The 14860-nt window shown below is 65.7% G+C and carries 10 protein-coding genes; all 10 read left to right on the top strand.

Features of this window, described 5'->3' with window-relative positions:
- Nucleotides 1-15 precede the first annotated feature (15 nt).
- The 10 genes from MRBLMS1_RS22470 to MRBLMS1_RS22425 all read left to right on the top strand — a co-directional run bounded on the left by MRBLMS1_RS22470 (nucleotide 16) and on the right by MRBLMS1_RS22425 (nucleotide 14858).
- Nucleotides 16-360: an SMR family transporter gene (locus MRBLMS1_RS22470; RefSeq protein ID WP_485882039.1), complete on the top strand. Its 345-nt coding sequence runs from the start codon at nucleotides 16-18 to the stop codon at nucleotides 358-360.
- 176 nt (nucleotides 361-536) lie between these two features.
- A complete protein-coding gene (locus MRBLMS1_RS22465; RefSeq protein ID WP_070224603.1) occupies nucleotides 537-1295 on the top strand; it encodes a 3-hydroxyacyl-CoA dehydrogenase in 759 nt (252 codons plus the stop codon).
- Between the two features lie 72 nt (nucleotides 1296-1367).
- Nucleotides 1368-3143 carry a gamma-glutamyltransferase gene (ggt, locus tag MRBLMS1_RS22460; protein ID WP_485882037.1) on the top strand — a complete coding sequence of 592 codons (1776 nt, stop codon included), beginning with the start codon at nucleotides 1368-1370 and terminating at the stop codon, nucleotides 3141-3143.
- 51 nt (nucleotides 3144-3194) lie between these two features.
- On the top strand, nucleotides 3195-4364 hold the full coding sequence (locus MRBLMS1_RS22455) for a patatin-like phospholipase family protein (protein WP_092715093.1): 1170 nt from the start codon (nucleotides 3195-3197) through the stop codon (nucleotides 4362-4364).
- 120 nt (nucleotides 4365-4484) lie between these two features.
- A complete protein-coding gene (locus MRBLMS1_RS22450; RefSeq protein ID WP_485882034.1) occupies nucleotides 4485-8648 on the top strand; it encodes a hybrid sensor histidine kinase/response regulator in 4164 nt (1387 codons plus the stop codon).
- An 86-nt stretch (nucleotides 8649-8734) separates the two neighbouring features.
- Nucleotides 8735-9445: a response regulator gene (locus tag MRBLMS1_RS22445; protein ID WP_219329202.1), complete on the top strand. Its 711-nt coding sequence runs from the start codon at nucleotides 8735-8737 to the stop codon at nucleotides 9443-9445.
- Between the two features lie 93 nt (nucleotides 9446-9538).
- Nucleotides 9539-11158 carry an AMP-binding protein gene (locus MRBLMS1_RS22440; RefSeq protein ID WP_485882031.1) on the top strand — a complete coding sequence of 540 codons (1620 nt, stop codon included), beginning with the start codon at nucleotides 9539-9541 and terminating at the stop codon, nucleotides 11156-11158.
- Entirely contained in the window at nucleotides 11155-13530 is a 2376-nt protein-coding gene (locus MRBLMS1_RS22435; RefSeq protein ID WP_485882030.1) for a bifunctional salicylyl-CoA 5-hydroxylase/oxidoreductase, read from the top strand. The genes MRBLMS1_RS22440 and MRBLMS1_RS22435 overlap by 4 nt, the downstream gene beginning before the upstream one ends.
- 1 nt (nucleotide 13531) lies before the next feature.
- Nucleotides 13532-14332, top strand: a complete 801-nt coding sequence (locus MRBLMS1_RS22430) for an SDR family NAD(P)-dependent oxidoreductase (protein ID WP_485882029.1) — start codon at nucleotides 13532-13534, stop codon at nucleotides 14330-14332.
- Nucleotides 14333-14345: 13 nt separating this feature from the next.
- On the top strand, nucleotides 14346-14858 hold the full coding sequence (locus MRBLMS1_RS22425) for a MarR family winged helix-turn-helix transcriptional regulator (protein ID WP_034751704.1): 513 nt from the start codon (nucleotides 14346-14348) through the stop codon (nucleotides 14856-14858).
- Nucleotides 14859-14860: the final 2 nt, after the last annotated feature.

Here is a 14860-nt window from a genome sequence, read left to right as displayed (position 1 = left end):
CCCGAACCGCTACCGATGATGACTTCCGCTTCTGCAGGCTTCCTATGGTGCGCGCTTGCCTCAGTGGCCAGCGCGGCCGCCACCTTGCTGATCAAAATCTCCAGCCAGTATGGCAGCGGCCTGAGTGTCGTCCGCCTGCTGTGGCTGGGTGGCGCAGGGGGCGCCTATGCCCTGGGTTTCATCTGCTATGCAATAGCGCTGGAAAAACTGCAAATCAGCCTTGCCTATCCCGTCATGACGGCCATCACGATGGCGCTGGTGACCCTGATTGGCTGCAGCGTGCTGCAGGAAGCGCTCACTATGCCGAAAGTGTTCGGCATTCTGCTGATCACGGCGGGCGCTTTCGTTCTGTCCCGCTGAGCGCTCCAGCGCCAATCTGCTTCGTTCGTCCTTAACTTTTCGCTGCGTCGCGCAAAAAATGGCTACAATTGTCGCTGACATTACGTTTACGTAAACGTAACTATGGCATCATGCGACACGCAACCATCAGGCGCCGGGATCACGGCCCTTATTACTCAGCATACTCAGGAGATTTCATGCAGATTCAGGACAATGTATTCATCATCACGGGCGGCGCATCGGGCCTGGGCGCGGCCACGGCGCGCATGCTGACGGCGGCCGGCGGCAAGGTCGTGCTGGCCGACGTGCAGACGGAAGCGGGCCAGGCGCTGGCCGCTGAACTGAATGGCGTGTTCGTGCAATGCGACGTGACGTCGGAAGAAGACGGCCTGGCCGTGGTGGCGGCCGCTACCAAACTCGGTACCTTGCGCGGCCTCGTCAACTGCGCCGGCGTGGCGCCGGCCGTGAAAACCGTGGGCAAGGATGGCCCGCACCCGCTGGCCCTGTTCCAGAAAGTCGTCAACATCAACCTGGTGGGCACCTTCAATATGTGCCGCCTGGCGGCCGACGCCATGGCCAAGCAGGATGCCACCGCTGAAGGCGAGCGCGGCATCATTATCAACACGGCTTCCGTGGCGGCCTACGATGGCCAGATCGGCCAGGCAGCTTACGCCTCGTCGAAGGCGGCCGTGGTGGGATTGACCCTGCCGATGGCGCGCGACCTGTCGCGCAACGGCATCCGCGTGATGACGGTGGCGCCCGGCATTTTCGAAACGCCGATGCTGCTGGGGATGCCGGCCGAAGTGCAGGATGCGCTGGGCAAGATGGTGCCGTTCCCATCGCGCCTGGGCAAGCCCGGCGAATACGCGCAACTGGTGAAAGCCATCGTGGAAAACGTCATGCTCAATGGCGAAACGATCCGCCTGGACGGCGCGATCCGCATGCAGCCGAAGTAAGCCCTAGGCGAGGGTGCAGCGCCGTGGCCGGCATTTGAGGTAGCATACCCGGGAATCTTTACCGGAGTAAGCATGATCACATTGAAGCCGCTGGCGCTGAGCCTGACCTTGCTGGGAGCCTTGGCTGCCAGTCCTGTATTTGCCGAGGCGCCGCAAAAGGCCCCGGAAATCGCCACCGCGTTTGCGGAAAAATCGGGTTGGGCGGCGCAGAAATTCATGGTCGCTGCCGCCAATCCGCTGGCTGCCGATGCGGGCTACCAGATGCTGAAAAAGGGCGGCAGCGCCATCGATGCGGCCATCGCCACGCAGCTGGTACTGACCCTGGTCGAGCCGCAATCGTCGGGCATCGGCGGCGGCGCCTTTTTGCTGTATTCCACGGCCAAGGGCGTGCAGGCGTTCGATGGGCGCGAAACGGCGCCGGCCGCCGCCGATGAACACTTGTTCCAGAATGCGGACGGCAGCCCCGTCTCGCGCGCCACGGGCGTGGTGGGCGGGCGTTCCGTGGGCGCGCCGGGCGTGCTGCGCATGCTGGAACTGGCGCACAAGGAACACGGCAAGCTGCCGTGGGCGACCCTGTTCGGCCCCGCCATCAAGCTGGCGCACGGCGGCTTTCCCGTCAGCCAGCGCCTCAACGGCTTGCTGAACTGGGACCAGGCCTTGAAGCGCGACCCTGTCGCCGCCGCGTATTTCTATGACAAAGAGGGCAAGGCCTGGCCCGTCGGTCACGTGCTGAAGAATCCGGAACTGGCGCGCACCCTGCGCGAGATCGCCCGTGGCGGCGCCGACGCCTTTTACAACGGCCGCATCGCGCGCGACATCGCCGCCAAGGTGGCCTCGCATCCGACCAATCCGGGCAAGCTGACGGCGACCGACATCGCCGGCTACAAGGCCAAGGTGCGCGAGCCCGTCTGCAGCGATTACAAGGCCTGGACCGTGTGCGGCATGCCGCCGCCATCGTCGGGCGGCATCGCCATCGCGCAGATGCTGGGCATCCTGGAAGTGAAGGATATCCGGCCGTATGCGCCCGTCGACGGCGTGCTCGATGCGCAAGCGATCCACCTGTTCTCGGAAGCGGGGCGCCTGGCCTACGCGGACCGCAACCGCTACGTGGCGGACACGGACTTCGTGCCGCTGCCGGGCAATGGCGTCGCCTCGATGCTCGATAAAACCTACCTTGCCCAGCGCGCTTCCCTCATCGGCGAGAAATCCATGGGCCGCGCCTTGCCCGGCACGCCGCCCGGCATGCAGGTGGCGTGGGGCATGGACAACGCCTTGCAGCGCCCGTCGACGTCGCATCTGGTGGCCGTCGACGCTTTTGGGGGCGGCCTGTCGATGACCACCAGCGTGGAAGACGCGTTCGGTTCGCGCCAGATGGTCGACGGCTTCCTGCTCAATAACCAGCTGACGGATTTCTCCTTCGATTCGCGCGATGCGGACGGCCCGATCGCCAACCGGGTCGAAGCGGGCAAGCGGCCGCGCAGCGCCATGTCGCCCACCCTCGTGTTCGAGAAGGGCACGCACAAGCTGGTGTTGGCCACGGGTTCGCCCGGCGGCTCGTCCATCATCAATTATGTGGCCAAGGTCCTGGTCGGTACCATGGACTGGGGCTTGAACGTGCAGCAGGCGATCAGCCTGCCGAACTTCGGCAGCCGCAACGGCCCGACGGAACTGGAAAAGGGCCGCGCACCGGCAGCCCAAGTCGAGGCGCTGCAGTCGATGGGCCACGAGGTGCGCGTGATCGAGCAGAACTCGGGCTTGCAGGGCATCATGCGCCTGAATGCGCATGGCAAGGATTTCTGGTTTGGGGGTGCAGACCCGAGAAGAGAAGGGATGGTTCGCGGAGATTAATCACCCCCGAATCTTTTCCACAAAGCATCCAGACCCTGCTAATCTGCCGGCATGGGAATGCAAAATAAAACAGGCTTGATACTCACGGGAGGAGGCGCCCGTGCCGCCTATCAGGTGGGTGTGCTGCAGGCGATTTCAGCGATTCTGTGGGAAGCAGGCTGGGCGCCGGCGCGCAACCCCTTCGACATCATCTGCGGCACCTCGGCCGGCGCCATCAACGCCACGGCGCTGGCCTGCCGTGCCGATAACTTCGGCGAAGGCGTGCAAAAGCTGCTCGACGTGTGGCAGCACATCGAAGTCGAGCAAGTGTACCGGGCCGATTCGCTGGGCGTGATCCGCTCGGGCGCGCGCTGGCTGTCCCTGCTGTCGTTCGGCTGGCTGCTGCGCCAGTGGCATGCGTCGCCGCCCAGTTCCCTGCTCGACAATACCCCGCTGGTCAGCCTGCTGCACCGCATGCTCGACCTGCCGCGCCTGGACGCGGCCCTGGCCGACGGCTTGCTGCATGCGCTGGCCGTGACGGCGTCGTCGTATTCGGGCAGCCGCCACATGACGTTTTACCAGACGGCCGAGGATATCGCGCCGTGGGTGCGCACGCAACGCCTGGCCCTGCCGGACCAGATCGGCGTGGAGCATTTGCTGGCGTCGGCCGCCATCCCCTTCATCTTCCCCGCCGTGCCCCTGTACGTGGGCGGCCAGCGCGAATACTGCGGCGACGGATCCATGCGCCAACTGGCACCGATCTCGCCAGCCATTCACCTGGGCGCAAATAAAGTGCTGGTGGTGGGTGCGGGACGCATGACGGAACCGGCGCCCGCCGCGTCCGAAGCGGCGCGCTACCCGAGCCTGGCGCAGATCGCCGGCCATGCGCTGTCGTCGATTTTCCTCGATGGCCTGGCAGTCGACATCGAGCGCCTGAACCGCATCAACCTGACCCTGTCGATGCTGCCGCCCGAGTTGCTGGGCAAGACGGCGCTGAAACCGGTGGAATTGCTGGTCATCGCGCCATCCGAACGGCTCGATGCCATCGCCAGCCGGCATATCGGCAGTTTGCCGCGTCCCATCCGCACCATGTTGTCGGGCATCGGCGCGGCCGAAGCCCGTGGCGCGGCGCTGGCATCGTATTTATTGTTCGAATCGACGTATACTAACGAGCTGATCCGTCTTGGACAGCGCGATACGCAGGCCCGCAAGGACGATGTACTGGCGTTTTTTGGTTCATGAGACGGCCCTTGGAGCGGCGTGCGGGTTTTTCGCGTTTTTTTTGACAGGACGATTGTGCGGGTATTTCGACGTGTTTGCGATGTTGCCTTACTGTTAATTCTACTGATGGGAGGTCCCGCCATGGCGGGGCCTGCGCCCACCCTGCGTTTCGACCAGCTCAGCGTCGACCAGGGCCTGGCGCAGGAATCGGTGCTGGCCATCGCCCAGGACCGGCAAGGCTATATGTGGTTCGGCAGCCAGTCCGGCCTGAGCCGTTACGACGGCTACCGCATGGTCGTCTACAAGAATATCGAGGGCGACAAGACCAGCCTGGCCGATAACTGGGTCGGCGAGCTGCATGTCGATAGCCAGGGCCAGCTGTGGGTGGGCACGGACAATGGCCTGGACCGCTTCGACGCCGCCAGCCAGACCTTCATCCATTACGGCCCGGCCGAAAAGAGCAAGCGCGGTAACGGCAACCGGCATATCCACGCCATTCTCGACGATGGCGCGCGCGGCTTCTGGATCGCCACCTCGGACGGCTTGCAGCATTTCGATCCCGCCACGGGCCGCTTCCGCACCTGGCACCATGAAGAGGGCAATCCGCACAGCCTGGGCGACAATGAAATCAAGGCGCTGGCGCTGGACGCGCAGCAGCGCCTGTGGATAGGCACGGTCACGGGCCTGGACATGCTGGCGCCGGGCAGCGAGCGCTTCGAGCATTTCGCCGTCGATGCGACGCCCGGCTCGAAGTACAACGTGATCCAGTCGCTGCTGATCGACCGCCAGCAGAACCTGTGGATCGGCACCATGGCCGGTGCCGAGCGCTGGCGCCTGGGCGCCGCCGGCCAGCCGCCGCAATCGAGAGTGCGCTTGGGCGAGAAACATGGCTTCTCCGCCATCCGCGTGGCGAGCCTGTACCAGGATGTCGACGCCACCGTCTGGCTGGGCAGCAATGCCGATGGCCTGTTCCGCTGGCTGCCCGAAAGCGACACCTTCCTGCAATATCGCCACCAGACGGGCGACAAGTTCAGCGTCGCCGACAACCAGCTGTCGTCGTTGTACCGCGACCGCGCCGGCACCTTCTGGGTCGGCTCCTGGTACAACGGCGTGAGCCGGGTCGACCTGGGCAGCGGCGGCTTTTCGCGCATGGCGCGCGCGCCCGGCGACGTGGGCGCGCTGGCGGACAAGAAAGTGCGCGCCGTGGCCGACGCGGGCAACGGCAAGCTGTGGCTGGCCACCAAGGGCGGCCTGAAACTGTACGACACGCGCGACGGCAGCTCGCGCCTGTTCGACCTGCGCAGCGCGCCCGGCATGTCGCGCGACGAGCAGGTCACGACCCTGTACAAGGCGCCGGACGGCGTGCTGTGGGTGGGCGGCTCGACGGGCTTGCACCGCTTTGATCCGGCCTTGGGGCGTTTCTTCACCATGCGCTTTGCCGCCGGCGACCCGAACAGCGACACCATCCGCAATATCGTCAGCGACCGCAGCGGCATGCTGTGGGTGTCGACGCGGGGCGGCGTGCACCGCTTCGACCCGGCCAGCAAACGTTTTACCACGTACCGCCACGACCCGGCCGACCCGAACAGCCTGTCCGACAACATGGTGCGGCCCGTGCTGGAAGACGGCAAGGGGCGGCTGTGGATAGGCTCCTTCCACGGCCTGGACTTGCTGGACCGCGCCAGTGGCCGTTTCCGCCATTTCCGCCACGACCCGCAAAACCCGCAGAGCCTGAGCCACGACGAAGTGCATTTTCTGCACGAGGACAAGCGCGGCGTGCTGTGGGTGGGCACGGCCAATGGCCTGAACCGCATGGACATCGACGCCAAGGGCGAGATCCGCTTCCGGCGCTTCCTGCGCAAGGATGGCATGGCCGACGATGCCGTCGCCAGCATCCTCGGCGACGACAACGAGCAGCTGTGGCTGAGCACGAATAGTGGCATCACGCGGCTCGACATGCGCAGCGGCCTGTTTCGCAACTACGACAGCGCCGACGGCACGGTGGAAGGCTCGTACTTCGATGGCGCGGCCCTGCGCGCGTCGGACGGCACCATGTATTTCGGCGGCTTCAACGGCATGACGGCGTTCATGCCGCAGGATATCCACGACAACCGCGTGCCGCCGCTGGTGGCCGTCACGGAACTGCAGATCTTCAACAAGCCGGTGGGCATCGGCCGCGGCGAGTTCGCGCATGTGCTCAAGACGGCCATCGACCATACGCGCGAGCTGGTGCTGACCAGCCGCGAAAGCGTCTTTTCGCTGGAATTCGCGGCCCTGCATTTCGCCGCGCCCCAGCGCAATATGTTCGCCTACCGGCTCGAAGGCTTCGACCAGGACTGGGTCATGACCGATGCGGGCCGGCGCTTTGCCACCTACACCAACCTCGATGCGGGCAACTATGTGTTTCGCGTCAAGGCGGCCAACAAGGACGGCGTGTGGAACGAGAGCGGTGCCACCTTGGCCATCACGATCTTGCCGCCGTTCTGGAAAACCTGGTGGTTCCGCACCCTGATGGCGGCGCTGCTGCTGGGCGCCGTGTATGGCGCCTACCGCCAGCGCGTGCGTACGCTGCGGCGCCAGCAGAACGAACTGGAAAAACTGGTCGGCGAACGCACGGCCGAGTTGCAAAGCAAGGAAATCGAAGTGCTGGCCCAGTCGGAAAAGCTGGCGCAAGTCAACAGCAGCCTGACGAAAAACGAGGAAAGCCTGCGCCAGGCCAAGCGCAAGGCCGAGGATGCGACGCGCCAGAAGTCGGAATTTTTGGCCAATATGAGCCACGAGATGCGCACGCCGCTGGCCGGCGTGATTGGCATGCTGGGTTTTGCCCTGCGCGACGAGCAGCTGCACGACGCCACGCGCGAACAGATCCTGCGCGGCCAGGCCAATGCCCAGTCGCTGCTGGTGATCATCAACGACTTGCTCGATTTTTCCAAGATCGAGGCGGGCAAGCTGAGTATCGAAAACATCGACTTCGCGCTCGGCGCGGCGATCGAGACGGTCGTCACCCTGTTCGAAGAGCAGGCGGCCGCGCGCAGCATCGGTTTCTCCATCGATTTCGCGCCCGACCTGCCGCCCTTCGTCGTGGGCGACCCGACCCGTTTGCGCCAGGTGCTGGTCAACCTGGTCGGCAATGCCTTCAAGTTCACCCAGCGCGGCGGCGTCAGCGTGTGCGTCGAGCGGGCCGGCGTGGCCAGCGGCAGGGGCGGGCGCCGTGTCAACCTGATCCGCTTTACCGTCAGCGACAGCGGCATCGGCATCGATGCCGATGCGATGGCGCGCCTGTTCCAGAAGTTCGAGCAGGCCGACGCCAGCACCACGCGGCGCTATGGCGGCACGGGCCTGGGCCTGGCCATCTGCCGCCAGCTGGTCGAACTGATGGATGGCGAAATCGAAGTGGCCAGTACGCCGGGGCAGGGCAGCACGTTTGCCTTCACCTTGCCGCTGGCCGATGGCGTGGCGCCGCCGCTGGTGCCGCAGGTGGCACTGGCGCCGCACAGCCACCAGCTGCGCGTGCTGTGCGCGGAAGACTTCCCCACCAACCAGATCATCATCCGCGTGATGCTTGAGGAACTGGGACACCGGGTCGACGTGGTCGCCAACGGCGTGCTGGCCGTGGCGGCCTGCGTGCATACGCGCTATGACTTGATCCTGATGGACGGGCGCATGCCGGAGATGGACGGCGCCACGGCGACGCGATTGATCCGAGTGGGCGGCTGGCCGGACCAGCCCGTGCGTGACCAGGAGCTGATGATCGTGGCCCTGACGGCGAACGCCAGCGAGGAAGACCGCAGCCGCTATCTTGGCGTCGGCATGGATGATTTCCTCAGCAAGCCGGTGGACGAGGCGGCGCTGCATGGCTTGCTGGCGCGCGCCATCGAGCGCCAGCTGCAGCGCGGTTTCATGCTGCCGCGCATGCCGTCGAATGCGCCGCGCAGCGCCGCGCGGGGGCAGGCCGAACTCGACGCCCTGTTCGGCATCGCGCCGGCAGTTCCTGTTCCGGCGCCTTCCCAGTCCATCCGCAGCGGCGAGCTGCAACGGCGCATCCGTGTCGCCTTCGTCGCCGACCTGGAAGGGCGCTTGCGCGAACTCGACGACGCCCTGGCGGCGCAGGACCGCGATAACGCCGGGCGCCTGCTGCACGGCTTGAAGGGCAGCGCCGCCTATCTCGATGAAACGCAGCTGCACATGCTGTGCACGGAAATGGAAGAGGCGGCGGATGGCGGGCGCTGGACGCAGGTGGCCCTGCATTTGCCGCAATTGCGCGCACTGTTGGCGCAAATAGCCGTTTCGGGTCAAGAAATGTAAAATAGGCAATGCCGGCCATCGGGCGCGCGGCGAAACTGGGTAGAATACGGCCAGGCACCTTGACGCTGCCGCCAATGGAGAAAGCAATGAAAGTACTGGTGGTTGACGATGATGTCGTGTCGCGCATGGTATTGATGCATTTGATCGACAGCTGCGGCGTGCACGATATCGTGGAAGCCGAAGATGGCGCGGCGGCGTGGGAGCAGCTTGAAGGCGGCTTGCGTCCCTCGCTGTGCTTTTGCGACTTGCGCATGCCGCGCCTGTCCGGCATGGAGCTGCTGCAGAAAATCCGCTCCGACAGCGCGCTCGACGCCATGCCGCTGGTGCTCGTCTCGTCAGCGAATGACCAGGACACGGTGCGCGACGCCGTGCAGGCCGGCGCCGCCGGCTACATCGTGAAACCCTTCCAGCCGGAGCAGGTGCGCCAGCATATCGACGCCTGCTTCGACGTTTCCGCCTTGCCGGCCGAGGCGCCGCGCGATACCTTGCAGCGGCTGGGCATCGACGGCGAACGCCTGCTGGCCTACTTGACGGGCTTTCAGGGACAGATCGGCGCCGCCAGCGAACAGGTCGACGCCTTGCTGGCACGCGGCGAACCGGCCCAGGCGCGCCAGCAGCTGGAACGGCTGCACCTCGGTTGCCGCACCCTCGGGCTGCATGGCGCGGAAGCGGGCATGAGCGCGCTGCTGCAATCGGCGGTGCTTGACGGCGGCCAGATGCAAACGGCCCTGGCCGCGCTGGCGCGCAGCGTGGCACAGCAGGCGCGTTTGCTGCAGCAACAGGACAGAGACGACTGAATCTGCTGTTTTTCGCTTGCCGGAAAAATACTTTAGGTTTAAAGTATCTGCTTCCGGGCCTTGTGCACGCGCCCGCTACCCGCCAGGATGAGCATGAGCAGCGACCCTTCGCCTACCACAGCATCTCCCCAGGACGACTTTGCGCGCACGCATTTGCCGCCGCGCGCACTCTGGCCGCAGCTGTGCCTTGATTTGCCCGAGCTCCAGTATCCGGCGCGCCTCAATTGCGTCGCCGCGCTGCTCGATGCGGCCGTGGCCAACGGCGGCGGCGAGCGTACAGCCATCCTTGCCGACGGCCAGCGCTGGAGCTACGCCGAGCTGGCGCAGCAAGTCGACCGCATCGCCCACGTGTTGCGCAGCGATTTACGCCTGATCCCCGGCAACCGCGTGCTGCTGCGCGGCGCGAATACTCCCATGATGGCGGCCTGCCTGCTCGCCGTGCTGAAAGCCGGCTGCATCGCCGTGCCCACCATGCCGCTGCTGCGCGCACGCGAACTGTCCACCATCCTGGCCAAAGCGGAAGTGAATGCCGTGCTGTGCGCGCAGGGCTTGCGCGCAGAACTCGATGGCGTGCCCGGCTTGCCGGCCATGCTGTGCTTTGGCGCTGTTGACACGGAACTGGAGCGGCGCATGGCGGCCCACGATGCGCCGTTTGCCGCGCACGATACGGCCGCCGAAGACGTCTGCCTGATCAGCTTTACCTCGGGCACGACGGGCATCCCCAAAGGCACCATGCACATGCACCGCGACTTGTTGGCCATCTGCGACTGCTTCCCCCGCTCCATGTTGCAGGTGCGTGCCGGCGACATCTTCATCGGCACGCCGCCGCTGGCGTTCACCTTCGGCCTGGGCGGCCTGCTGCTGTTCCCCCTGCGCTTTGGCGCGGCCACCGTGCTGCTGGAAAAACTCACGCCCGATGGCCTGCTGTGCGCCATCGGCGCCTATCAAGCCACCATCTGCTTCACGGCGCCCACCTTTTACCGCCAGATGGCGCCCCTGGCCGCGCAGCACGACTTGCGCAGCCTGCGCTTGTCCGTGTCGGCCGGCGAAGCGCTGCCGCTGGCCACGCGCGACGCGTGGCAGGCGGCGACCGGGCTGGCCATGACGGACGGCATCGGCGCGACCGAGATGCTGCACATCTTCATTTCCGCCACGGGCGAGGGCATCCGCCGCGGCGCCATCGGCAAGGCCATTCCCGGCTACCAGGCGTGCATCGTCGACGATGCGGGCGTGCCGCAGCCGCCCGGCGTGACGGGCCGCCTGGCTGTGAAAGGCCCCACCGGTTGCCGCTATCTGTCCGACCCGCGCCAGCGCGAGTATGTGCAGAACGGCTGGAACCTGACGGGCGACACCTTCGAGATGGATGCCGACGGCTATTTTTATTACCGCTCGCGCAGCGACGACATGATCGTCTCGGCCGGCTACAACATCGCCGGTCCGGAAGTGGAAGAGGCGCTGCTGCGCCACCAGGCCGTGGCCGAATGCGGCGTGGTCGGGCGCGCCGATGCCGAGCGTGGCCAGATCGTCGAGGCGCACGTGGTGCTGAAAGACGGCAGCCAGGCCAGCGAATTGCTGGCGGCCGAACTGCAGGACTTCGTGCGCCAGCAGATCGCCCCGTATAAATATCCGCGCGCCATCCGCTTCCTGCCTTCACTGCCGCGCACGGAAACGGGCAAGCTGCAGCGCTTCAAACTTCGCACGGACACCCCATGAATATTGTCTGCATCGGCGGCGGCCCCGCCGGCCTGTATTTCAGCCTGCTCATGAAAAAGCAGAACCCGGATCACCGCATCACCGTCATCGAGCGCAACCGCCCGTACGACACGTTTGGCTGGGGTGTCGTGTTTTCCGACCAGACCCTGGGCAACCTGGCCAATGCGGACGAGCCGACTGCGCGCGCCATCCTGCAGGCGTTCAACCACTGGGACGATATCGAGATCCACTTCAAGGGCGAAACCGTGCGCTCGGGCGGCCATGGCTTTTGCGGCATCGGCCGCAAGCGCCTGCTCAACATCCTGCAGGCGCGCTGCGAGGAGCTTGGTGTGCAGCTGGTGTTCGAGACGGAAGTGCAGGACGACCAGGCCATTGCGAAGCAGTACGGCGCCGACCTGGTGATCGCCAGCGACGGCTTGAACAGCCGCATCCGCACGCGCTATGCGGCCAGCTACCAGCCCGAGATCGACCAGCGCCATTGCCGTTTCGTCTGGCTGGGCACGCGCAAGAAATTCGAGGCCTTTACATTTGCCTTCCGCCAGACGCCGCACGGCTGGTTCCAGGCGCATATCTATCAATACGATGGCGACACTTCCACCTTCATCGTAGAAACACCCGAACACGTGTGGCGCGCCGCGGGCCTGGACAGCATGAGCCAGGAAGAGGGCATCGCCTTTTGCGAGGCGCTATTCGCCGAGGAACTCGACGGCCACGGTTTGCTGAGCAATTCGCCGCATTTGCGCGGCTCGGCGCAGTGGATCACCTTCCCCCGCATCGTTTGCCGGCAATGGGTGCATCACGAGGATGGCGTGCCCGTCGTGCTGATGGGCGACGCGGCCCACACGGCCCATTATTCGATAGGCTCCGGTACCAAGCTGGCGCTGGAAGACGCGATCGAGCTGGCGCGCTGCTTCGGCCAGCATGCCGAGACGGCTGCGGCGCTGGCTGCCTACCAGCAGCTGCGCGCCATCGAGGTGCTGAAAATCCAGAGCGCGGCGCGCAATTCCATGGAGTGGTTTGAAAACGTCGAGCGTTACAGCGTCATGGAAGCGCCGCAGTTCGCCTATTCTATGCTCACGCGCAGCCAGCGCATTTCGCATGAAAACCTGCGCTTGCGCGACCCTGCCTACGTGGCCGGTTATGAACAATGGCTGGCGCGGCGCGCGGGCGAGCAGGCTGGCGTGACGCTGTCGCAAGAGCCATTGCCGCCCATGCTCACGCCGTTCCGCCTGCGCGGCGTGCTGCTGAAAAACCGCATCGCCGTCTCGCCGATGGCGCAGTACAGCGCCGTCGATGGCGTGGCGGGCGACTACCATTTGATGCACCTGGGCGCGCGCGCCATGGGTGGCGCGGGCCTCGTGTTTGCCGAGATGACGTGCGTGTCGGCCGATGCGCGCATCACGCCCGCCTGTCCCGGCATGTACAGCGAAGCGCACACGCAGGCATGGCGCCGCATCGTCGATTTCGTGCATGCGAACAGCGATGCGAAGATCGCCCTGCAACTGGGCCACGCGGGCGCGAAAGGCTCGACGCGGCCCATGTGGGACGGCATCGACTTGCCGCTCAGCGAGGGCAACTGGCCCTTGATCTCGGCCTCGGAACAGCAGTATTTACCGGGCGTGTCGCAGGTGGCGCGCGCGGCCACGGAAAGCGACCTGGCGCGCATCGAACAGGACTTCGTGCGCGCCACATTGGCGGCCGCCGTCGCCGGTTTCGACTGGCTGGAACTGCATTGCGCGCACGGTTACCTGCTGTCGAGTTTTATCTCGCCGCTGACCAACCGCCGCACGGACGAATATGGCGGCAGCCTGGAAAACCGCTGCCGCTATCCGCTGCGCGTGTTCCGCGCCATGCGCGCCGCCTGGCCGCAGGATAAACCGATGAGCGTGCGCATCTCGGCCCACGACTGGGTCGAAGGCGGCATCACGCCCGACGACGCGGTGCGTATCGCGCGCCTGTTCAAGCAGGCCGGCGCCGACCTGATCGACTGTTCTTCGGGCCAGGTCAGCAAGCTCGAACAACCGGTGTACGGACGCATGTTCCAGGCGCCGTTCGCCGACCGCGTGCGCAACGAGGCGGGCATCGCCAGCATGGCCGTCGGCTCGATCTTCGAGGCCGACCACGCCAACAGCATCATCGCCGCCGGGCGCGCCGACCTGTGCGCCGTGGGCCGGCCCCACCTGGCCAACCCCGCCTGGACCTTGACGGAAATGGCGCGCATCGGCTACAGCGGCCCCGGTGCCGCGTGGCCGAAACAGTACCGTCCTGGCCAGCAGCAGCTGGAACGCAATCTGCAGCGCGAGCGCCAGCTGGCCGCCGCCAATACGGGCCTCACCCCGCAACAGGTGGCCGCGCGGCTGCTGGAAGGATGACATGAGCAAGGAACAACTGGATGGCGCATTGGCCGACAAACATGCGCTGGTGACGGGCGCCGGCAGCGGCATTGGCCTCGCTTGCGCGGGCGCCTTGCTGGACGCTGGCGCCAGGGTTACCCTGGCCGGGCGCGATGGCGCGCGGCTGGCGCGCGCGCGCATGCAGCTGGAAGAGGCGGGCCACGCGGGCAGGGTGGCCATCTGCGTGCTCGATGTGGCCGTGGAAGCGGCCGTGCAGGCAGGGTTTGCGCAGGCGGCCGCGCATTTCGGCCGCATCGATATCCTGGTCAATAACGCGGGCCAGGCGCATGCGGCGCCTTTCGGCAAGACGGGTGCCGCCATCTGGCAGCAGATGCTGGCCGTGAACCTGACGGGCGTGTATCACTGCTGCCAGGCGGCCATGCCGGCCATGCTGGAAGCGGGCTGGGGGCGCATCGTCAACGTGGCGTCGACGGCGGGGCTGAAGGGCTACCGTTACGTCAGCGCCTATGTCGCCGCCAAGCATGGCGTGATCGGCCTGACGCGCGCGCTGGCGCTGGAAGTGGCGCCGCGCGGCGTCACCGTCAACGCCGTCTGCCCCGGCTACACGGAAACGGAGATGGTGGCGCAAGCCGTGCAAAACATCGTGCGCAAGACGGGGCGCGGCGAAGACGCGGCGCGCGCGGAACTGGCGGCAAGCAATCCGCAGCAGCGGCTGGTGCAGCCGCAGGAAGTGGCCGATGCGGTGGCGTGGCTATGCCTGCCCGCGTCGTCCGCCATGAATGGACAATCGATCGCCGTCGCCGGCGGCGAAGTCATGTAACTGAATGAAGACCATGGATAAAGAACCCGAAAATTTGCACGACGAACCTGTGCTGGACCTGGCCAGCCGGCTGACGCAGGACCACCACCAGTCGCTGAAATTGTGGCTGCGCATGCTCTCCTGCACGGTCAAGATTGAAAACGAGGTGCGCACGCGCTTGCGCGCCACCTTCGGCATCACCTTGCCCCGTTTCGACTTGATGGCGCAGCTCGAGCGCTTTCCCGACGGTTTGCGCATGGGAGAACTGTCCAAGCGCATGATGGTCACGGGCGGCAATATCACGGGCATCACCGACCAGCTGGAGCAGGAAAAACTGGTGGTGCGCGTGGTCGATCCGAAGGACCGCCGCTCGTACAGCGTCAAGCTGACGCCAGCGGGCCGGCGCGCCTTCGACGAGATGGCGCGCGTGCACGAAGGCTGGATCGCGGAGCTGCTGCACGGCGTGACGCCCGACGACAAAACCCAGTTGATCGACCTGCTGTCGCACATGAAGCAGCAGCTGAATGACACCTCAATAAAGGACTGACC

Origin of the sequence: Massilia sp. LMS1-1-1.1 (genome assembly GCF_040815535.1) — a bacterium.
GTDB classification, from domain to species: domain Bacteria; phylum Pseudomonadota; class Gammaproteobacteria; order Burkholderiales; family Burkholderiaceae_D; genus Janthinobacterium; species Janthinobacterium aestuarii.
The sequence above is the reverse complement of the archived record's forward strand: the minus strand, read 5'-3'. Positions and strand labels throughout refer to the sequence as shown.